This is a genomic window from Altererythrobacter aquiaggeris (assembly GCF_037154015.1).
Lineage (GTDB): Bacteria > Pseudomonadota > Alphaproteobacteria > Sphingomonadales > Sphingomonadaceae > Aestuarierythrobacter > Aestuarierythrobacter aquiaggeris.
In genome coordinates this window covers 1,713,661-1,732,273 of record NZ_JBANRL010000001.1, presented here as the reverse complement: position 1 = coordinate 1,732,273, position 18,613 = coordinate 1,713,661, and the positions used below count along the sequence as shown (strand labels likewise).

24 protein-coding genes are annotated in these 18,613 nt (G+C 60.5%); 11 read left to right on the top strand and 13 right to left on the bottom strand.

Annotated features, from left to right (window positions below):
• Positions 1–9: 9 nt before the first annotated feature.
• The 10 genes from WFP06_RS08530 to WFP06_RS08485 all read right to left on the bottom strand — a co-directional run bounded on the left by WFP06_RS08530 (position 10) and on the right by WFP06_RS08485 (position 7,543).
• Positions 10–1,359 carry an MBL fold metallo-hydrolase gene (locus tag WFP06_RS08530; RefSeq protein WP_336986779.1) on the bottom strand — a complete coding sequence of 450 codons (1,350 nt, stop codon included), beginning with the start codon at positions 1,357–1,359 and terminating at the stop codon, positions 10–12.
• A gap of 71 nt (positions 1,360–1,430) precedes the next feature.
• Positions 1,431–2,135, bottom strand: coding sequence for an NAD(P)-dependent oxidoreductase (locus WFP06_RS08525; RefSeq protein WP_173214103.1), 705 nt, complete (start codon positions 2,133–2,135; stop codon positions 1,431–1,433).
• 93 nt (positions 2,136–2,228) lie between these two features.
• Entirely contained in the window at positions 2,229–2,717 is a 489-nt protein-coding gene (locus WFP06_RS08520) for a DUF6692 family protein (protein ID WP_173214105.1), read from the bottom strand.
• Positions 2,714–3,241, bottom strand: a complete 528-nt coding sequence (locus tag WFP06_RS08515; protein ID WP_010412760.1) for a DUF305 domain-containing protein — start codon at positions 3,239–3,241, stop codon at positions 2,714–2,716. Before WFP06_RS08515 ends, WFP06_RS08520 begins: the two co-directional genes overlap by 4 nt.
• Entirely contained in the window at positions 3,238–3,651 is a 414-nt protein-coding gene (locus WFP06_RS08510) for a potassium channel family protein (RefSeq protein ID WP_173214107.1), read from the bottom strand. Before WFP06_RS08510 ends, WFP06_RS08515 begins: the two co-directional genes overlap by 4 nt.
• Positions 3,648–4,397, bottom strand: a complete 750-nt coding sequence (locus WFP06_RS08505; RefSeq protein ID WP_336986778.1) for a glutaredoxin family protein — start codon at positions 4,395–4,397, stop codon at positions 3,648–3,650. The genes WFP06_RS08510 and WFP06_RS08505 overlap by 4 nt, the downstream gene beginning before the upstream one ends.
• 111 nt (positions 4,398–4,508) lie before the next feature.
• A complete protein-coding gene (locus WFP06_RS08500; protein WP_419716244.1) occupies positions 4,509–5,792 on the bottom strand; it encodes an APC family permease in 1,284 nt (427 codons plus the stop codon).
• Positions 5,793–6,072: 280 nt separating this feature from the next.
• Positions 6,073–6,348 carry a hypothetical protein gene (locus WFP06_RS08495; RefSeq protein ID WP_336986776.1) on the bottom strand — a complete coding sequence of 92 codons (276 nt, stop codon included), beginning with the start codon at positions 6,346–6,348 and terminating at the stop codon, positions 6,073–6,075.
• A gap of 44 nt (positions 6,349–6,392) precedes the next feature.
• Positions 6,393–6,860, bottom strand: a complete 468-nt coding sequence (locus WFP06_RS08490) for a DUF411 domain-containing protein (protein WP_336986775.1) — start codon at positions 6,858–6,860, stop codon at positions 6,393–6,395.
• Complete coding sequence (locus tag WFP06_RS08485; RefSeq protein ID WP_336986774.1) at positions 6,857–7,543, bottom strand: class I SAM-dependent methyltransferase; 687 nt, start codon at positions 7,541–7,543, stop codon at positions 6,857–6,859. The genes WFP06_RS08490 and WFP06_RS08485 overlap by 4 nt, the downstream gene beginning before the upstream one ends.
• Before the next feature lie 149 nt (positions 7,544–7,692).
• Between WFP06_RS08485 and WFP06_RS08480 the strand changes: the two genes are divergently transcribed.
• The 7 genes from WFP06_RS08480 to WFP06_RS08450 all read left to right on the top strand — a co-directional run bounded on the left by WFP06_RS08480 (position 7,693) and on the right by WFP06_RS08450 (position 13,544).
• Positions 7,693–7,989 (top strand): hypothetical protein, encoded by a 297-nt coding sequence (locus WFP06_RS08480; protein ID WP_173214115.1) that lies wholly within the window; start codon positions 7,693–7,695, stop codon positions 7,987–7,989.
• A gap of 3 nt (positions 7,990–7,992) precedes the next feature.
• A complete protein-coding gene (locus tag WFP06_RS08475) occupies positions 7,993–8,427 on the top strand; it encodes a periplasmic heavy metal sensor (RefSeq protein ID WP_173214117.1) in 435 nt (144 codons plus the stop codon).
• Positions 8,428–8,442: 15 nt separating this feature from the next.
• Entirely contained in the window at positions 8,443–9,000 is a 558-nt protein-coding gene (locus WFP06_RS08470; RefSeq protein ID WP_336987665.1) for an RNA polymerase sigma factor, read from the top strand.
• A gap of 48 nt (positions 9,001–9,048) precedes the next feature.
• On the top strand, positions 9,049–10,899 hold the full coding sequence (locus tag WFP06_RS08465; protein WP_138615247.1) for a copper resistance system multicopper oxidase: 1,851 nt from the start codon (positions 9,049–9,051) through the stop codon (positions 10,897–10,899).
• Complete coding sequence (locus WFP06_RS08460) at positions 10,896–12,212, top strand: copper resistance protein B (protein WP_007163862.1); 1,317 nt, start codon at positions 10,896–10,898, stop codon at positions 12,210–12,212. The genes WFP06_RS08465 and WFP06_RS08460 overlap by 4 nt, the downstream gene beginning before the upstream one ends.
• A gap of 91 nt (positions 12,213–12,303) precedes the next feature.
• Positions 12,304–12,789 carry a YybH family protein gene (locus WFP06_RS08455; RefSeq protein ID WP_086438295.1) on the top strand — a complete coding sequence of 162 codons (486 nt, stop codon included), beginning with the start codon at positions 12,304–12,306 and terminating at the stop codon, positions 12,787–12,789.
• Between the two features lie 20 nt (positions 12,790–12,809).
• The gene (locus WFP06_RS08450; protein WP_205763508.1) at positions 12,810–13,544 is read left to right on the top strand and encodes a PepSY domain-containing protein; all 735 of its coding nucleotides are present in this window, start codon (positions 12,810–12,812) and stop codon (positions 13,542–13,544) included.
• A 13-nt stretch (positions 13,545–13,557) separates the two neighbouring features.
• Here WFP06_RS08450 and WFP06_RS08445 read toward each other — a convergent pair whose 3' ends face one another.
• Together WFP06_RS08445 and WFP06_RS08440 are read right to left on the bottom strand one after the other, a co-directional pair.
• Entirely contained in the window at positions 13,558–13,998 is a 441-nt protein-coding gene (locus tag WFP06_RS08445) for a hypothetical protein (RefSeq protein ID WP_100261321.1), read from the bottom strand.
• A gap of 93 nt (positions 13,999–14,091) precedes the next feature.
• Positions 14,092–14,379 (bottom strand): hypothetical protein, encoded by a 288-nt coding sequence (locus WFP06_RS08440; RefSeq protein ID WP_007163866.1) that lies wholly within the window; start codon positions 14,377–14,379, stop codon positions 14,092–14,094.
• Positions 14,380–14,554: 175 nt separating this feature from the next.
• Here WFP06_RS08440 and WFP06_RS08435 point away from each other — a divergent pair, with 175 nt between their 5' ends.
• Both WFP06_RS08435 and WFP06_RS08430 read left to right on the top strand, forming a co-directional pair.
• Positions 14,555–14,992, top strand: a complete 438-nt coding sequence (locus tag WFP06_RS08435) for a hypothetical protein (protein ID WP_086438296.1) — start codon at positions 14,555–14,557, stop codon at positions 14,990–14,992.
• A 215-nt stretch (positions 14,993–15,207) separates the two neighbouring features.
• On the top strand, positions 15,208–15,837 hold the full coding sequence (locus tag WFP06_RS08430) for a DUF2231 domain-containing protein (RefSeq protein WP_040464221.1): 630 nt from the start codon (positions 15,208–15,210) through the stop codon (positions 15,835–15,837).
• 636 nt (positions 15,838–16,473) lie between these two features.
• On the opposite strand, the gene WFP06_RS08425 is transcribed toward WFP06_RS08430, so the two are convergent.
• On the bottom strand, positions 16,474–16,938 hold the full coding sequence (locus WFP06_RS08425; protein ID WP_336986773.1) for a c-type cytochrome: 465 nt from the start codon (positions 16,936–16,938) through the stop codon (positions 16,474–16,476).
• A gap of 99 nt (positions 16,939–17,037) precedes the next feature.
• Here WFP06_RS08425 and WFP06_RS08420 point away from each other — a divergent pair, with 99 nt between their 5' ends.
• A complete protein-coding gene (locus WFP06_RS08420; protein ID WP_336986772.1) occupies positions 17,038–18,252 on the top strand; it encodes a class I SAM-dependent methyltransferase in 1,215 nt (404 codons plus the stop codon).
• On the top strand, positions 18,249–18,608 hold the full coding sequence (locus WFP06_RS08415; RefSeq protein ID WP_336986771.1) for a hypothetical protein: 360 nt from the start codon (positions 18,249–18,251) through the stop codon (positions 18,606–18,608). The genes WFP06_RS08420 and WFP06_RS08415 overlap by 4 nt, the downstream gene beginning before the upstream one ends.
• Positions 18,609–18,613: the final 5 nt, after the last annotated feature.

Sequence of the window (18,613 nt, the reverse complement as noted above, 5' to 3'; positions counted from 1 at the left end):
AAACTTCAGCTATACGCGTTTTTTCCAAGCGCCCATGGAGCCGAGATAGATGTCGAGGCGCTTGAAGCCCTGGCTTGCCAGCCAGCCCGCAGCAACGCTCGCCCGCATACCGCTCGCGCACATCAGCGTGTAATGGCGGTCGCGGTCGAGATCTTCCCACCGCGTGTTGAGCTCACCGACATAGATATGTGCTGACCCGTCGATCCTTGCTACTTGCCGTTCGTCCGCGTCGCGCACGTCGAGCAAGGTCCACTCGCCGCTGTCTTGATCGAGCCTGCGCGCGATTTCTTTTGTGCCGATCATGGGAATGCTGCGCATCGCTTTGCCCTGTGCGGCAGCTGGAACCACGCCGACATAGCCGCCGACAACATTATCGAGACCGATACGCACCAGATGGGCCATGGCCTGGGCTAGCTGGTCTTCCTCGGAAGCGATGAGGGCGATCCTGTCGCCTTCACTGAGAAACCATCCGGCAAAGGCCGGTATCATTCCCACCGGAAGGCACATGGCACCCGGCAGATGGCCGGCAGCGTAGGCGAGCGGCTCGCGCACATCGACCAAGTGATCGGCTTCGATCTCGTCAAGCTCTCCCAGCCCTAAGCGCCTTGGTCGTATGACCCGCGGCGCGGCATCGGCCCCTTCGAGGTTAAGCCGTTCCATCAGCCGGAAATAGGGAGGTTGGTGGTGGTGTTCTGCCACCTTCGCCTTGATGAACTCGTCGCGGTCGGAGATGCGCAGGCGAGGGTTGTTGCGTCGCTCGTGGCCGATTGTCGAGAATTCCCGATCCGCCATTCCCGACCCGCAGACCGAGCCCGCACCATGCGCCGGGTAGATAATCGCCTGATCGCCGAGGCCGCAAAGTTTCTGCAGTGAGTCGAACAGAAGGCCTGCGACCTCTTCCTTGCGCTCGGGATAGAAATCGGTGCGCCCGACATCGCCGACAAACAGGGCATCGCCGGTAAAGACGCCGACCGGTCCCTCGGAATATTCGCCGTCATGGATGATGAAAGCGAGATGATCGTCGGTGTGTCCAGGTGTTTCCAGCACCTCGATCCGCAATTGACCCAGCTCGAAACAATCGCCCTCGCGTGCGGTATTGGCAAAAACGATCTCGCCTGCCGCGTTGGGCCCGTGATAGACCTTGGCTCCTGTCAAATCGGCCAAGATCGGCGAGCCGCTGATCAGATCCTCATTGCGATGGGTTTCGAAGATGTGCGTTATCTCCAGTCCTTCGGCCCGCGCCTTTCCGACATAGATCTCGCAGTCCCGGCGCGGATCGATGACCGCTGCCTGTCCGCCCGAGCCGATGATATAGGAAAGGTGCGAGAGGCCAGGGGTTTTGATTTTCTCCAGAAACATACGATTTCCTTGTCTGTTGCTCACAACTTGCAACGTGCGGGCCTGTCACAAATCGCAAAATTATACGGCGCTCAATCGATCCCGAGTTCGGCCTTGATGGCGGCGGGACTTTCGAAATGTTCGGCTTCGGGCCTGCCGATGGCAGGCTTTGCGTTGATCCAGGTATCTTCGCACACGAAATCGAGCAGGCTCGCCGCGAGATCAGCATGACGGCAGCGGAAACAGCCTTCTGCCAAGCGTTCGTCCGTAATGACGGCATCGCCGGTGTAAGGCTCATCCAGCAGCCAGCCCGGTCGTGCGGCCGTCCATTTGATGCCTTGGGCGTCGCTGAGCATCGCTTCCATGGCGCGCATCTGCTCGAGTATATTGAACAATGCAGGCTTGGCGGTGAGTTCAAACCACGCCGGGACGCTCGACTGATGTTCGACGAAGGCAGCGGAGATCACGGCAATGCGGTCGATCTTCGTCTGTGCCATCGCCTCGAGCAGGTTGCGCGTGCCATCGGTATAGAGCGGCGGTGGATCCATCGCATTGCCCGGACCGAAAGCGACACCGAGCGTCGAGATAACCGCGCGGCAGCCATCGAGATCGCCCGCGAAATCGTCCGACAGCACATCGCATTCGATATATTCGAAGTCGCCCACCCGCTCGTCTGATCCAGGCACTGTGTGTTCGAAGGCGCGGATCGGTATGTCCGAGGCAAGGGCACGCCTCAATAGCTCGGTGCCGGTCTTCCCGCCCGCCCCGAAGACAGCGATGGGCCTCGTATCAGTCATCTGCTTGTTCCTGTTAAAACTGGCGGGGGCGACGAACGGAGGAGGCGCGGGCGCATGGGGTAGCCGGTGGCCCGCCCGTGCGCCCTGCCAGTTTCAGGCTCCTTCAGCCGGACAGGTGGTATAGCCCCAAAAGCCGAATTCATCCTTGGCTCTTGGCGCTGCGACGATCATCTCCTGCATTTGCAAGCCCGCATCGCCTTCACCATCCAACATACGGGTTTTGATCCGAAGCTCGCCATTCGAATAGCTACCGGGACCATCAGAAGCGACGGGGATCAATTTGCCATTGATCTTGATCGCTCCGCTCCCGTCACCGTCATAGACAAATGAGGGAAAGGCCACTTCGGTCAGGCGGAACTGGCAGGCCTGTCCTGCGCCCAGAGCAGCAAGGTCCGCGTCATTCATGGTCCCGGGAAGCATGAGGCCCGGGTCAACATTTGCCAGTGCACTGGCCGCATCCTCGATCGGCGCGGCAGTGGCAGGCGGGTCGAGCTGGGCTTCGCGGTCGTTGCCCGGAGCGGTGTTCGAATTGCAGGCGGCAAGCGGTAGCGCGATGAGCGCCGTGAAAGCTATCTTGTTCATGGCTGCATCTCCTCGGGCAGGCGTTCTTCGGTCCGAGGACCGTTCTGTTCGATATCGTCGATGAGATATTTCATCTCGGCGATTTCGCGGCGCTGGGCGACGATGATGGCCTGAGCGAGTTCGCGCACGCGAGGATCCTTCAGGCTCGCGCGTTCGCTGGTCATGATCGCGATCGAGTGGTGCGGGATCATCGCTGCCATATATTCGGTATCGTCGACGGTGGTCTGGCTGCGCACCAGCCACAGCGCGAGGGCGAACACGAAGGCGCCGACGCCCAGAATAATGAAGTTCTTGGTCCGGTCCTTGTACATGCCCCACATGAAGAGCAGCATGACAACCATCATCATCGCGCCCATGACAAACATCATCCAGAAGCGCGTTTCGCTCCAGAAAAGATCATCGACGGTAAAGGTGTTGGCATACATCAGGAAGAACATGATCACGGTCGAGGTCGACACCATGGCCATGAATCGCCAGTAGCTGCCGCCCCCTCCCTTGTCCGAGTGGGTCGTCTTTTCAGTCATGCTTTTTCTCCTTTTTGCATCATGGTCCAGAATAGCTGCGCCGAGCAGCTGATGAGAGCGAAGCCGGTGAGGGCCTCGACGCCGGCCAGAACTCTCAGGTGCTCGGTCGGATAAATGTCGCCCAGGCCCAGTGTGGTCACGTTGATGAGCGAGAAATAGAAGTAGTCCATCCAGTCCATGGAAGGCGCCTTGTCGAAACCTCCCAGGCCCCATTGCGCGCCCAGCCAGAAACCTGCTGCAAAAAGGATCGCGACCAGAAAATGCGACGCGAGCACGAGCAGCGAAACGGCAAGCTTTGCCAGCGTATCGCGGCGCCGGTCGAGAAGCCGGTGACCGACACCCAGAATGGCAAGGTGCGAAGCGACAGCCGAGAGGAACAGAAGGACGGCGAGAAGGAGCGCGGTGATCATGCGAGAAGCTTCGCGCCCATCCACAGACCCATTCCGATCATGAACAGATTTTCGGTCAGCGAGACGAAGCCGAGCGGCACATTGCTGCTGCCGCCCACGCAGGCGCATTTGAGCTCACGCTTGTCGATGTAGACCGCTTTGAAGACGCTGACAGCGCCGACGGTGCCGATGAACAATGCCAACGGAGCAGAAAGCCAAGTCAGCGCGCCCGCGGTCATGAGAATGCCGGCAGCGGCTTCGCCGAACGGGTAGACGAAGCCATAGGGCACCCAGCGCCGTGCGAGTAGGTCGTAGTTGAGGAACATCGTCGAGAAACTGCGCACGTCCTGAAGCTTCTGAACGGCGAGCAGGGTCATCGATAGGCTCACGAACCATTCGGCGGCCCGGACAGTGAAGAGGTTATCAAAAAAAGCCCAGCTCAGTCCGAGCGCGAGCAGAAGCGCGACCGCGAAAATCGCAAAGACCGGCTGATAGCTGGTCTCGCCTTCCTCTGGCTGCGAACGGCTCTTGCCGAAGAACTCGCGGACATCGTCATAGCCGCCAATGCGCTTGTCTTCGATAAAGGTCTGCGGGGTGGTCTCGACGTTGTGCTTGTCCTTGAATGCGTCGGTTTCCTCCCTGCTGGTCAGGTGATGATCGTCGACCTCGAAACCTTGCCGCTTGAGAAGATCGACCGTCTTGATGCCATAGGGACAGACATGGTCCTCCATTACCATGCGGTAGACCGCCGCTGTTCGGGTCGTCATGAATCGCTCCATCTGTTTTGCCTGACGTGTCTCGTGCTCAACGCCGGTTTTCGGTGAACGGTTTCGAAAAACCCCGCTGCAAGAGCCTCAAGGCCCAGCGAAAAGTTGCCATCAACTCTTCTCTTCTGACCGATCATCTTTGTGAGAAGCGGGCGCTTCGGAATTGTCCGAAAGGTAAATCCATTCTCCCATGAAGACTGCGACGATGCCGATCGCCGCATAGGCGACAACGGCAGGATCGCTGCGCAATTTGGCCGCGGCAAAGGCTGCAAGGACCACGCCATCTGCCGCGAGTGCTGTAAGAAGTATTGTTGCGCGCGCGCCGACTTCCTTGCGCAGGTGACGCAGGACGCCCCAATGCACCAGCATATCCATGACGAGGTAGAAGAAGGCGCCCAGCGAGGCGATCCGCGACAGATCGAACAGGACGGCAAGCGTCCCGGCAATGACCACCGTATAGACCAGCATGTGGCTGCGAATTCCGCCGCTCATGCCGAAATGGCTGTGCGGGATCATCTTCATGTCGGTCAGCATCGCAAGCATGCGCGACACAGCAAATACGCTCGCGATCACGCCCGAAGTCGTGGCGGCGATCGCGATCGCGACGGTGAAATAGAAGCCCAGCTCACCCAGCGCCGGACGCGCCGCTGCCGCGAGCGAATAATCGCGCGCCTCGACGATCTCGGATATGCTCAGGCTCGAACCCACCGCCAATGCGACGAGCAGATAGATCACGATGCAGACCGCGATCGAGATCATGATGGTCCGACCGACATTCTTGTGCGGGTCGATGATTTCGCCGCCGCTATTGGTAATCGTGGTGAAGCCCTTGAAGGCGAGGATCGAGAAAGCAACAGAGGCGAGCATGGCTTCTGCATTCGTCAGCGAAACGGGCTGCGAAAACGCGCCTGATGAAAAACCGCTGGCCCAGATCGCCGCGACTGCGAACAGCGCGATGCCGCCGATCTTGATGGCGGACATGATGAGCGAGAAGCCGCTTACCGACTTGTTGCCCGCTGCATTGACGAGATAGGCGAAGATGATGAGGGCAAGCGCTGCGAGAGAAACGAGCCACCCGCTGCTTTCGAGGCCGAACGGGCGCAGCGCATAAGTCGCGAAGGTGCGGGCCACGAGGCTTTCATTGATGACCATCGAGAGCGCCATCAGGAGCGAGGCAGAGGCGGCGATCACGCCGGGTCCGTATGCTTTTTGCAAGATCATCGCGATGCCGCCCGAAGACGGCCATTTGTTCGACATCTTGATATAGCTGTAGGCCGCCAGCGAGGTTACCAGCGCGCCAGCGATGAAGGATAAGGGGAAGAGCGGACCGGCAAGCTCGGCGATCTGCCCGGTCAGCGCGAATATGCCGGCACCGATCATGACGCCGGTTCCCATCGCCACGCCGCCCAGCAGGGTTATCGAGCCAGCTGTCTCGCTTTGATTCTCGTGCTCATGGTCTTGCAAGACTTTCCCCTGTCGATGGTCTCCCGTTCAAGAAAGATCATGCCGGACAGTACGTTCAGCCGGGGCTCATCCCTCAAAAATATTTCAGGACAAATCCGGAGGGTTGCGTTTTGCTCGGGGCGCTCGAGCAAATTGCGGCCCAAAGCGGACTGCTTGCGCAGCTGAAAATGCTCGGCGAGTATCAAGGCACGCGTCCATCGCCGCCGATTTACTACGTCCTGAACCGGTTACGGAAAAATCGCAGCAGTGGCACCCCAATGACCGCGATGTACCAACCGTACAGAAAGCTGCCGAGAGCGCCTGCCAAAAAGCCCGAGAGGGTCAGCCATTCGAAACCGGGAAGCAGCGGCGCCCACGCATCGTGCATGTGCGCCTGTTCGGGCGCGAGCAGGCCGAAACCGATGCAGATTAGGTAGCTGAAAAGCAGGAAGAGACTGAGCGTCCAGCCCCATATCAGTATTGAAGTTTTGACCGAATAGTCTGACATGATGGTCCTCCTTTAGAGTTGGCACGAAACTGGCTCGTCCATAGTCACGGGTAGGATGCGAACACGCTCCGCCCGCCTGGACCGAAGGCGATGACGTCATAAGGCTGCACCTGGTCCCCGACTTCCATTCCGGGCGAGCCAAGCGGCATTCCGGGCACGGCCAGACCGGCAACGCCCTCAGGCCGTTCGCGCAATAGCTTCGCGACCGCACCGGCGGGCACGTGGCCTTCGATGATATAGCCATCGACTTCCATCGTGTGACACGACCACAGATCCTGCGGCACACCCCTGGCTGTCTTGAGCGCAGCCATGTCGTCGGTGTCGACCGAGGCGACCTCTGCTTCGAGCCCATGTTCGACGTGACCGGCCCAGTTGAGACAGCAGCCGCATCCTGCGTCGCGGTACATGGTGTAGGTCGCGGCCTGGGCTGCATTCGAGCAGGCTGCAAGGGCGAGGAGGAGCGAGGCCGCCAGCGAACGGCGCAGCGGTCTCGAGTCTTTCATGAGGTTCATTGAACATTGCCTTTCTTGATGCCGCGCCAGAGAGAAATGGTTCCGGTCGCGGTATGGATACGATCGAGCAATTCGGTGTCCGCGAAAATCTCGGCGAGCAATTTCTCGACGGCTCCGTCGGCGCTCGGCTGGGTGTCCTTCACGCCGTCGAGAAGCTGAACGCTCGAACGGAACAGCGCGCGCATGAGTGGAGCATCTTGCCGCATATAGTCGGCAATCAGCGCCATGCCCCCGGGGGCCAGCAGGTTCTCGATCTGCTCGAGGATCGCGCGCTTTTGCGATACGGGCACCTGGTGAAGGACGAGGCTGCTGACGATCTTATCTGGTTGCCAGCCGCCGGAAAGCTCGAGACTGTCGAGAAAGCCGTTGTGCCAACGGACCAGATCGACTCCGGCCCCGAATTTGCGCTGCGCGATAACCAGCGCTGCGGGGTCTGGCTCAACGCCGATGAAGCCGGCTTCGGGACAACTGGCCATCAGCGCCTTGAGCAAGGTCCCGGTGCCGCACCCGACATCAATGACCTTGTCGCCGGGCACCAATGCGGCCTCTTCGACGATTGCGCGGCGCCACCGGCTCTCGCGCGTAAAGATTGCGATCGCGCGATCATAGAGCGGCGTGAGCCAGTTTTTGCCCAAGGGCGGAGTGAACTCGCGCTCTTTTGGCGGAACTGCCGCATCTTTCATGCCATGGCTCCCATTCGACGCTGGTACTTGCCGCTGTTGCTACAGATATCTCCTCTTACGCGTCGCCAACCCGCAGCCCTCAAAAAAGAAACTTGAGGGTTTGCGCGAAGTGTCGCGTATAGGAACCGTGCAACCGACAGGAGCAAGGGATGCGTGAAAATCAGACACTCGATGCGATGCTCGGCACCATGGCCTCGCAGAAGGCTGGCGACGTGCCGCCCGACTTCATGAACGGCGTCTGGCAGCGCGCGGGACAGCTTGGCGAAATTGTCGATCAGCGACGCAGAATGGCCTTGTTCGCCGGTCTGTTTGTCGTCGGGCTGGCAGCTGGCGCAGGGACCAGCGGATGGCCTTCCGAATATGGCGCTCCTACAGAAATTGTTGGCGAGAGCCTCGTTGGCGGAGAATCCCTGTCACCCGCTGCTTTGCTTCATGTGGGATCATAGGCGTTGAAGAAGTTTCACCTTGTCCTCGCGGTTCTGCTGGCGGCGCTCGCCGGATGCCTCGGAGCGCTTGCCGCCGATCGCTGGTCCAACGACGATGCCGAGGACAGCCTGCACCAGTTCGTGCACGATGAACTCTCGCTCACGGCTGACCAGGAGGAGCGGCTCGATGCGCTCGAAGCGCGTTTCGCGGTAGAACAGGCAAGGCTCGAAGCCTCTGCGCGCGCAGCCAACGCACAGCTCGCCCAGGCAATGGAAACCGAGCACGAATACGGGCCCGAAGTCAGTGCCGCGATCGACGAGGTGCATGCGCGCATGGGCGAATTGCAGAAAGCGACCGTGCGGCACGTCTTCGATATGCGGGAAATTCTCGATCCCGATCAGCAGCTCCAGTTCGACCGGAAAGTGTCCGCGGCCCTCACGCGCGATCCGCGTGACTGACCAGCCTTGGCAGCGGTGGATGACACTTCGAACGAAGCGCTGATCGGGCGGGCGATAGCGGGTGACAAGCCAGCGTTCACAGCTCTCGTCGAGAGCGAGATCGCCCGGTTGATCGCGTTTGCCACGCGTATGCTGGGTTCACCATCGCTGGCCGAAGATGTCGTCCAGGACGGTCTCGCTTCGGTCTGGCTGACACGGCATCGCCTCGACCCGAGCAAGCCCATCGGTCCCTATTTGACGACAATCGTTCTCAACAAGTGCCGCGACAAGCTTCGCCGGAGGAAAGTTGCGGGCTTCCTTGGCTTGCCGAGCGGCCGGGAAGCCGACGCCGTTGCCGACGATGCCCCTAATCCCGAAAATGTTGCCGGAGCCCGCGAACAGCTGCGGCTGGTCCAGGCCGAAATCGGGCGCTTGCCGGTGCGCCTACAAGAGGCGCTCGTGCTGGTCACTGTCGAGGGGTACAGCCAGGCCGAGGCTGCCGAGCTGCTCGGCACCACCGAGAAAGCCGTCGAGACGCGCATCTATCGTGCGCGCAACCGGCTGAAGGAGCGGTTCGAAAAGTTTGAGGGGTAGGGCAGCTGACCGCGTATGTGACGGTATACGCATTTTCAGGAGCCCCCTATGCCTGCCCTCAATCGCCGAAGATTCCTTGGAACAAGTGCTAGCGGGCTGGGCCTGCTTGGTCTCTCCGGTGCCATGCCGGCCTGGGCGCGCGGCGCGGACATCCTTGCAGGAAACGCCCGCAAAGGGCTGGATGAAGTATCCGGGCCGAATATCGACCTCACTGTCGCGCGGTCTGCCTTTGCAACCGGCAACAGACGCGGCGGCGCCATCGCCGTCAACGGCACGATCCCCGGCCCGTTGTTGCGTTTGAAGGAAGGCACGACCGTCCGATTGAACGTCCATAACCAGCTCGAGGAAGACACCTCGATCCACTGGCACGGGCTGCTCGTGCCATTCGAACTCGACGGGGTGCCAGGTGTAAGCTTCCCCGGCGTCAAGCCCGGAGAGACCTTCACCGCTGAATTCCCGGTGCGCCAGTCGGGCACCTACTGGTGGCACTCGCATAGCGGCCTGCAGGAACAGGCCGGGCATTACGGCGCCATTGTGGTGGATCCGGCTGGACCCGATCCGGTCCAGGCGGACCGCGAATATATCGTGGTGCTCAGCGAATTCAGCGAAATGTCGCCCCACACGATTTTCGACAAGCTCAAGAAGGGCGAAGGCTACTTCAACTACAACATGAATACCTGGACCGACGACTATCCGCTTTCGGGCGAGGATCGCCGGATGTGGGCGAGAATGCGTATGATGCCGACCGACCTTAGCGATGTGTCGGCCCCAGCCTACACTTACCTGCTGAACGGTCATGGCCCGCTCGACAATCTGGAATATCTCTTCCGTCCGGGCGAGCGCGTGCGGCTGCGCTTCATCAATGCCGGGGCCATGACCTTCTTCAATATCCGCATTCCAGGCCTGCCGATGACCGTCGTTCAAGCCGACGGGCAGAACGTCGAGCCGGTCGAAGTGGACGAGTTCCAGATCGGCGTCGCGGAGACCTACGACGTCGTCGTGACGCCGGGTGAGCAGCAGGCGTACACATTGGTGGCCGAGTCGGTGGATAGGTCCGGAATGGGGATCGCAACGCTTGCGAGCGCGCCTGGCGCGCGCGCGGCCATTCCGCCGCTGCGCGATCCCCCGCTTCTGACCATGGCTGATATGGGCATGAGCGGTATGGACCACGGGGCTGGCAGCAACGATGCCGGTATGACCGGCATGGATCATGGCGCCGGCGGTATGGCCGGAATGGACCACGGATCGAGCGGAGCGGCTGGCGCGGATGGGATGTCCGGTATGGATGGCGGTTCGGCGGAGATGGCCGGAATGGCTGGCATGGCGGGAGGTATGCAGATGCGCGATACATCGCTCCTGCCTCCCGACGTGAAGGTCGGGCCCGGTCTCGACATGGTCTCGATGAACCCGGTCGACCGTATGGGCGACCCCGGCATCGGCCTTGCCGATGTCCCCCACCGCACCCTCGACTATCGCAAGCTCCGCTCGCTGACACCTCATCAGGAGGGGCGGACTCCCTCGCGGCGGATGGAAATCCATCTCACCGGGAACATGGAACGCTATATGTGGTCGTTCGACGGCAAGAAGTTCTCCGCCGTCTCCGACGAGCCGATCCGCTTTGCCTATAACGAACGCGTGCGTGTCAAATTGATAAACAACACGATGATGGCGCACCCGATCCACTTGCATGGGCACTTCTTCGAACTGGTTAACGGCGCACCTGCCGATCGTCAGCCGCTCAAGCACACGGTTAACGTGCAGCCGGGCGGCAGCGCGCAGTTCGACCTGACGGCGGACGAGCCGGGCGACTGGGCCTTCCACTGCCACCTTCTCTACCACATGCATGCCGGGATGTTTCAGATCGTCACTGTCGCCAATCCCGATGGGAGCGAAGCATGAAGATTCGTATTACCAGCCTGCTCGCATCGATCGCAGTCGGCTCAGTTCTCGCCTCCCCCGCTGCGGCGCAGCATGCCGGTCATTCGCCGGCGGAGCCGCAGCAGAGCGCCGAGGCGCAGGCTGACGCCAAGACAAAGTGCGAAGAAGAAGCCCAGCGCCATCGCGCGATGGGGCACCCGGTAGCCGAAGGAGCTTGCGAACCAGTGGCCCAGCCTGAAGTTGCCATGGATCATTCGACGATGGACCATTCGACTATGTCTCATGGTTCGACGACCGCTCAGGATGGTCATTCGGGCATGGCAATGCCGATGGACGCTGCCCGTCCGGAGACTACACCCGGGAGTCATGAAGGAATGGATCATGGCTCGATGCCGCATGGCACGCCTGCCGAAGGCGCGATGGATCATTCGCAGATGAACCAAGGCGACATGGGTCAGGCGGAAGCCAGCAACTCGTCGATGGACCATGGGCAGATGGATCACAGCCAGATGAACCATGGGCAGACGGGATCGCAGGATATGCAGGGCATGGACCATTCGGCGATGCAGATGGGCTCGAACGACGATATCCCGCTGCTGCCGCCTCCTCCCGAAGCCGGGAGCGGTCCCGCGCGCGCGGCGGTCGCGATCTGGGGCGAGGAAGCCATGAACGAAGCGCGGCGCGAACTTGTCCGCGAGACCGACGGCGGGATGCGCTTCTGGTTTCAGGGCGACCGGCTCGAATACCGCGCCCGCGAGGGAGTGGATGGATATCTTTGGGACATCCAGGGCTATTATGGTGGTGATATCGACAAGTTCTGGTTCAAATCCGAGGGCGAAGGCAGCTTCGGTGAGCCTGTCGAGGGAGCCGAAGTCCAGGCACTCTGGAGCCGGGCGATCGCTCCCTTTTTCGACCTACAGACAGGTGTGCGCCAGGATTTAACAGGACCCGAGCGCACCCATGCTGTCATTGGCATACAGGGCATTGCTCCCTACCAGTTCGAGGTCGACGTTGCAGCGTTCGTATCGAACAAGGGTGATGTAACCGCGCGCTTCGAGGGCGAGCTTGATCAGCGCATCACGCAGCGGCTGATCCTCCAGCCGCGAGCCGAAATCGCTCTTTCGGCTCAGGATATTCCCGAACTCGGCATTGGCGCTGGCCTCGACCGGATCGAGGCAGGTCTGCGTCTTCGCTACGAGTTCGCACGCGAATTCGCGCCCTATGTCGGCGTCTCCCAGGAGTGGCGGATCGGTCAGAGTGCCGATTTTGCACGCGCCGCAGGGGAAGACCCTAGCGTGACGAATTACGTCGTGGGCATGCGATTCTGGTTTTAAGAGAAGGAAATATACAATGAGGATAAGACTATCTCTAAGCGCGGTCGCCCTGGCCTTGGCTGCAGGCGGCACTCCCGCCCTGGCACAATCCATGGATCATTCCGCGCACTCGGACCCTACGGCTTCGACGCAGATGGACCATACGGAGCAGGGCATGAACCACGCCGAGCATATGGATGCGATGAATGATGACGTTGCGGAAGCCGAGGCGGTTCTGACATCATATCGGGATGCCCTGACGTCGCGCGATGCAGAGGCCATGGCCGCGCTGTTTGCCGAGGAATCCTTCGTTTACGAAAACGGCAAGGCGGAAGGCAGCTTCACGTATTACATGGAGCATCACCTGGGACCGGAACTCGATGCAATAACCAGCTTCACCTTCGGCGAACCGACGCTCGCAGTCACCCGGATGGGACATATGGCGTATGGCCGCGAATCGTACACCTATCGGATCGAACTGGCCGACGGCCGCGTGATCGACCGCGAAGGCGTTGCGACCTCGGTGCTTGCCCATGATGCGGATGGCTGGAAGATCGTTCAGTACCATTCGTCGTCACGAGCGCCGCGTAACAACTGATTTGATCGGGGGAACACCGATTGGCGACACGCTCTTTCAAGCTGCGTCTGCATGTGCTGGGCAGCAAGCTTCACAAATGGCTGGCAGTCTTTGTCGGCGTCCAGGTGCTTCTATGGATGGCCACCGGGGCGCTGATGTCGTTCCTCGACATCGAAGAGGTCCGGTCCGAACATGTCGTTTCGCGCGCACCGGAGGTTCTGCCCGCTAATGCTGCCATGCCCGAGTGGCTCGATAGCAGGGAGGGGGTGGTTTCCCTTGCGACGCGCGCGGTCGGCGGCAGGACAGTAACCGAGATCCGTCGGGACGATGGAAGCGTCACGCTCCGCGACCCGAACAGCGGCGCTCTCCTTTCGCCTCTTTCGAGCGCGAGCGCACAGGCCATCGCTCGCCATGCTTGGACGGGGCCACCAACCACCATAGCGACCACGCGCCTCATCGAAGGTGCTGTCGGGACCGAATTCCGGGGTCCGTTCCCCGCGTGGCAGATTACCTATGGCGATGAGGACAATACCCGCGTCTACATCGATGCATCGAGCGGCTCGGTGCTCGCTGCCCGCAGCGACACCTGGCGTCTGTTCGATTTTATCTGGGGGCTGCATATCATGGACTGGACGCAGCGCGACCGCATCAACAGCTGGTGGCTGCTACTGTTCGGGATCGGCGGGACAATCATCGCGGTTTCGGGCTTTGTCCTGCTTGCCAACCGGTTTCCCAGGATCAGGCGGCGGGCGAAACATGTGCCGAATGCCCCCTGAAGCCGCTCCCAGTTTAATCAGGTTCGGCTCGGGCAAAGCGGACCAGAAGGATCGTTAGCGCGGGCACGATCGTCCACATCGCGATCGGGATCAGCGCCAGTCCCGTCACTGGCTCTTGCGGCATCAACTCGCTGTAGCGCCAGCTCAGGAAACTGTTTGCCGGAAGCGATGTGGCGATCATTTCGACGGCGATCGCGACGACAAGCCCGAAGCCGAAATAGATCGCATAGGGCATTTTGGCGGCTTGCCAGAGCCACGCGTGCCCGCCACGTAATCCTGCAAGGCTATAAGCTGTCAGCAGGATCACGCCATCGCCCAGGCTTGCAATGCCGCAGCGAATGGTCCGCTCGAAGGGTTCGAGATCACCCGGTTCGAAGAATGGCATCTGGAAAATCTCCCAGACGAACGCGATCAGGCTCCCGCAAATAAGGATCAGCCAATGGGTTCTGGTCATGTTGCAGGTACGCCCGAAAAATCTGCGCCAGCAAATAGCAAGCGGCCGGATTTCCACTTCCTGCATAGCGCCTTCGCTGCCCCAAAGCCCGGATCAGTCATGATTTTCGCGGCCCTCCGACTCGGCCATGCGAGCAGCGCGTTTGAGAAATTTCCGCATGTCACCTGCTGCCAGTTCGGTAAGCGGGTGCCGGCTCGCATCGGGGCGCGGTTCGATCATGTCCGCACGTTTCCTAATCTGTTCGATCTGTTCATCGCTCGCCCCGGACAAAAGGCCAAGAACTATGTTCTCGAGAGTAATGAGGCGAATGCGCATTTGCACCAGATCGGCATGATCGGGCTCCGGGATATCCCAGCTGCCGTTCTCATTGACCGTGCTCACGACTGCTTCTCCGACGGCTCTGCTGGCACCATGATACTCCCCATTCGTCGTTATCGGCTTCTCTCAAAAAGGTGGCCGAAAAACCGCACCGCTGCAACCGGCCGTGCTTCGGCCCACCAGCCCCACCGCTGCTGCGGATTGTTTGAGGGGAAGAGATGGCGGCTGCGTAAAGAGGATGACTGCACACAGCATCCACCGCAAGACCGACGAAAGGAAATCGACCATGAAACTGACAGTTCTAGCTTTCGCGCTCGCCACCGGCCTGGCAACCACCCCGGCAATGGCCCGGCAACAGCATGACCACGGGGATCAAGCGGCGGCGCAGCAGCAGTCACACGCTGGCCATATGATGCAGGATTCGGCGGCCATGACGGCCCACCGCGAGAAGATGGCTGAAATGCGCGCGCTGATGCAGCAGGCCCACGCGGCGAGCGATCCTGCCGAACGCCAAAGGCTTATGGCCGAACATCGTGCAAAAATGCAGGAACACATGGCGGGCATGATGCAGGGGGACAACGCCGATATGATGGCGGCCTGTCACCAGCACATGATGATGATGCATGACATGATGGAGCAGATGGCGGCTCACGAGAACATGGCGCAAGACGATTAGGAGGCGGTGGCCGGGCTCTCGCTTTGTGCCTGAGCCTGGCCACACTCTTACCAGGGCGCGGTGCAAGGCAGGAGGTCCGACCATCTCGTGAGTAAAATTTGAACCCTCACGCGTCGACGATCGCCGCGCTCTATCACCGCAAGAGATGAAGGTTCGCAGAGCATTACAGACACAATAGGTTGCACGACCATCGCCAAGACCGGAGCCCGTAGAGAATGAAACGAATACAATTCATGGCTATTGTGGCCGCCAGTCTGCTCTGGATAAGTCCGGCCCAGGCCCATGGCGACGAGGAACATGGCGAAGCGGCCAGTGCTGTCGTCTCCGATGCGGCGTCAAAAGATATCCAGGCTGCGCAGGGGCACGGCGACACGGCTGCTGATCATGACGGGGCGAAGGGACAAGATGCAGACGAAGGCGACAAGGGCGTGGTCGGTGTGCTCAAGTCGCTGCATCCCGCCACCGTACACTTTCCGATCGCCTTGTTCTTTATGGCCGCTCTCACCGAGCTATTCGTCATCGCACGGAAGGGCACAGGCCTAGAGTCGGCAGTGCGCGTACTTGTTTATGGCGGTGCCGCCGGGGCGGTCGTGGCGGCCATATTCGGTTGGATCCATACCGGTCTCTGGTTCGGCGGAGATACTGCGATGCAGGTTCATCGCTGGAACGGAATGCTGATCGCGGTTCTCGGTCTGGCGATGGCCTATCTGGCGAGCCGTGCTTCCGCGAGCCGGACCGCGTTTCGCGCCGCAATCTTTGCCATGGCCGCTCTAGTGCTGGTGCAGGGATTTCTGGGCGGCGAGCTTGCGCACGGTGCCAATCATCTTGGTATCTCCTGGCTTTGAAGGATAGAATGATGCGCAGATCAAATCGGAACGCGTTTGTTGCCCCCCTTGCTGCGGCGGCATTGGGGCTAGGGCTCGCTGCCTGTGATCAGACGCAGGACACTTCATCAGAAGCTGAAGCCTTGCCACTGTATACGGCCCCGCCGACCGAGAGTACAGGTGCTGGCGAAGGCGAAAGAGACAACGCTGCCTTTCCCGCTGGAGAGGCCAACACGAACCGCTCGGGTGAAGCTGCGACTGCCGGTAGGCAACCAGACCGACCGGCGAGCACTCCGGTAGTAGCGTCGTCCCCTGCGGCCACTCCCCCGCCGGTGAATGCCCAGCCTAGCAACACACCCGATCCTCATGCGGGCCACTATATGCCATCCATGCCCGACCATGACATGCCCTCGATGTCCGATCAGGCGCATGGATCGTGACCTGGCGTTTCGCCTTCTGATCGGCCCAAAAACGGCCGACGCTCGTTTTACCAGTCACTACGAATAACAAGTCGTCGTTTGCCAAAGGCGCTTTATCTCATCTGTCCGATTTTGGGGGTATTGATGGGGGTATTTGCAAGACGACTCAAAAAGTTTATTAGGTAAATCAGCACGTTATATGCTCTCTATATTTCCCTCCTCCGCTACCAATCGCAATTCAGTCTGATGGCGCAGATTTCTCAGGCGCGCTTGCCGTGCTTTTCATGTAATCGATGATCGCCTGGCGCTTCGTTTCGTCGCGCAGTCCTGCAAACGACATCTTCCCACCGGGAACAGTCTTGCGCGGGCTTTCGAGATATGCGTGGAGCGTAAAGTCGTTCCACACCAGTTCGGAGCCAGCAAGAGCGCTCGAATACTGGTAGCCCGGCTGGCTTGCCGCGGTCTTGCCGTGAACGTCCCATAGGTTGGGCCCGACCCTGTGCGGTTCGCCTTCGCCGAACGTGTGGCATGTCCTGCATTGCGCCACCGCAGCTTGCGGGTCCAACGAAGCCTCCGCAGTAGGCACTGTCGCAACCGTGCTATCTGCGACCGATGTTTCTTCCTGCGAGCCGCAGCCACTAAGGATGAGGAATGCGGTGCAGCTGGCCACGATGCCGATCTTGCGCGAATCGATTGTTGACACGCTTTGCCCTCCAGAAAATTCACCGAGTTGGCGTTGCAGCGTTGACACAATGAAAAGCTTCAGTCAAATTTGTCCGGACAAATTTAGGAGGGTCTTGATATGGCTGCCGATCTACCCCCGCCATACACAGCGCTTACGCGGCACGAGATGATGCCGCGCACCAATCATGACGAAGCAGCGCGATTCAATTTCCTCACTGCTTTCAACCGCTATCTGTCCGGCTCGATAGGGTCGGGAAACAAGCTCGCTTACGAAAAGCGGGTGTTGCCGAAGTTCCGTGCCGAGCATGGCCGCGATCCGGAGCACAGGTATGAGATCCGCGACGCGATGAACGAGGACAGCTGGCACCGAATGTGGTCTGCCCTCAAGCGCAACTCGATGGAAATGCGCCAGCACTTTGGCCGGCAGGTCGTGCTCCGGCAGCTCGACGAACTCGATGCGATGGCACGCCAGTACAATGAGCATTCGGGAATGCTCGAGCTCGATCCTTCGATCGAGCAGCCCTATTACCAGACGGCCGTGGATATCCACTGTCAGCCGGGCGGCTACCACGGTGAAGAACGCACAGGAGATGTCACCGTCGGTGCCAATTACGATGTCGGCCTGTTCGCCACGACCGGAGGCGCGCTGGGCGGGCTCAATGATGGCGGTGGGCAGGCAGTCGTGGAATGGGCGAAGAAGCAGCGGCCCGATTGGTCGCCCAGGCGTATCCTCGATATCGGCGCGACGGTCGGACACAATGCCGTTCCGATCGCTCAGGCCTATCCCGATGCCGAAGTGATCGCGATCGACACGGCTGCCGCCAGCCTGCGCTACGGAGCGGCGCGCGCCGCCGCGCTTGGCGTGAAGAACATCAGGTTCGTCCAGGCTAGCGGCGAGGACCTGTCGCGCTTTGAGGACGGCTATTTCGACTGGGTGCAGACGACGATGTTCCTGCACGAACTGTCCGCCAAATCCATGCCTCGCGTGCTTGCGGAGGCGCACCGGGTGCTCGCGCCTGGCGGGCTGATCTTTCAAATCGAGCAGCCGCAATATTCCGAGGAAATGCCGCTGTTCGAGCAATTCATGCGCGACTGGGATGCGTTCAACAACAACGAGCCATTCTGGTCGGCGATGCACGGTCAGGACCTGAAGCAGGTCATGGCCGATGCGGGCTTCCCGGCAGACAGCCAGTTCGTCGCCGGGGTGCGTGCAGTTGTCGATCCCGAAATCTTTCCACCGGCTGCCGATGGCGAGGAAGAGGATTTCGGTCGCGCCGCAATTTGGAACGCGTACGGCGCATGGAAGCCCGCATGTGAGGCGGAAGCGGCATGAGCGAGGAGTTTGACTGGGTCGCTCTTTCGGGACGCAAGGCCAAGGGCAAGCGGCCCGAATATTTCGACGACCCGGCACTCGATCGACTGTATTCGGTCGTCTTCGCGCTCGCAGCAGAGGTATCGGCCCTGCGCGAGCGACAGGATACGGTGGAGCGGCTGCTCGACGCGAAGGGAACGCTCAGCCGCGCCGACATCGAAAGCTATGAGCCCGACCGGGAGGCGGGTGAGGAACGCGGGCTCGCGACACGCGCCTATGTCGCGCGGATCATGCGGGGTTTCCAACAGCAGGTCGAAGCGATGGAGGCCGACGAGCCGCCCGTGATGGATTGGGTCAAGAAGCTCTCGGAGGAGTAGCGCGC

What these genes read in the sequence shown, in the direction of transcription:
- WFP06_RS08530 (WP_336986779.1), bottom strand. Translation starts at nt 1,359, where the DNA reads ATGTTTCTGGAGAAAATCAAAACCCCTGGCCTCTCGCACCTTTCCTAT.
- WFP06_RS08495 (WP_336986776.1), bottom strand. Translation starts at nt 6,348, where the DNA reads ATGTCAGACTATTCGGTCAAAACTTCAATACTGATATGGGGCTGGACG.
- WFP06_RS08420 (WP_336986772.1), top strand. Translation starts at nt 17,038, where the DNA reads ATGGCTGCCGATCTACCCCCGCCATACACAGCGCTTACGCGGCACGAG.
- WFP06_RS08415 (WP_336986771.1), top strand. Translation starts at nt 18,249, where the DNA reads ATGAGCGAGGAGTTTGACTGGGTCGCTCTTTCGGGACGCAAGGCCAAG.
- WFP06_RS08510 (WP_173214107.1), bottom strand. Translation starts at nt 3,651, where the DNA reads ATGATCACCGCGCTCCTTCTCGCCGTCCTTCTGTTCCTCTCGGCTGTC.
- WFP06_RS08500 (WP_419716244.1), bottom strand. Translation starts at nt 5,792, where the DNA reads ATGGGAACCGGCGTCATGATCGGTGCCGGCATATTCGCGCTGACCGGG.
- WFP06_RS08485 (WP_336986774.1), bottom strand. Translation starts at nt 7,543, where the DNA reads ATGAAAGATGCGGCAGTTCCGCCAAAAGAGCGCGAGTTCACTCCGCCC.
- WFP06_RS08480 (WP_173214115.1), top strand. Translation starts at nt 7,693, where the DNA reads ATGCGTGAAAATCAGACACTCGATGCGATGCTCGGCACCATGGCCTCG.
- WFP06_RS08435 (WP_086438296.1), top strand. Translation starts at nt 14,555, where the DNA reads ATGACTGCACACAGCATCCACCGCAAGACCGACGAAAGGAAATCGACC.
- WFP06_RS08445 (WP_100261321.1), bottom strand. Translation starts at nt 13,998, where the DNA reads ATGACCAGAACCCATTGGCTGATCCTTATTTGCGGGAGCCTGATCGCG.
- WFP06_RS08460 (WP_007163862.1), top strand. Translation starts at nt 10,896, where the DNA reads ATGAAGATTCGTATTACCAGCCTGCTCGCATCGATCGCAGTCGGCTCA.
- WFP06_RS08465 (WP_138615247.1), top strand. Translation starts at nt 9,049, where the DNA reads ATGCCTGCCCTCAATCGCCGAAGATTCCTTGGAACAAGTGCTAGCGGG.
- WFP06_RS08520 (WP_173214105.1), bottom strand. Translation starts at nt 2,717, where the DNA reads ATGAACAAGATAGCTTTCACGGCGCTCATCGCGCTACCGCTTGCCGCC.
- WFP06_RS08515 (WP_010412760.1), bottom strand. Translation starts at nt 3,241, where the DNA reads ATGACTGAAAAGACGACCCACTCGGACAAGGGAGGGGGCGGCAGCTAC.
- WFP06_RS08490 (WP_336986775.1), bottom strand. Translation starts at nt 6,860, where the DNA reads ATGAACCTCATGAAAGACTCGAGACCGCTGCGCCGTTCGCTGGCGGCC.
- WFP06_RS08430 (WP_040464221.1), top strand. Translation starts at nt 15,208, where the DNA reads ATGAAACGAATACAATTCATGGCTATTGTGGCCGCCAGTCTGCTCTGG.
- WFP06_RS08455 (WP_086438295.1), top strand. Translation starts at nt 12,304, where the DNA reads ATGGATCATTCCGCGCACTCGGACCCTACGGCTTCGACGCAGATGGAC.
- WFP06_RS08525 (WP_173214103.1), bottom strand. Translation starts at nt 2,135, where the DNA reads ATGACTGATACGAGGCCCATCGCTGTCTTCGGGGCGGGCGGGAAGACC.
- WFP06_RS08505 (WP_336986778.1), bottom strand. Translation starts at nt 4,397, where the DNA reads ATGACGACCCGAACAGCGGCGGTCTACCGCATGGTAATGGAGGACCAT.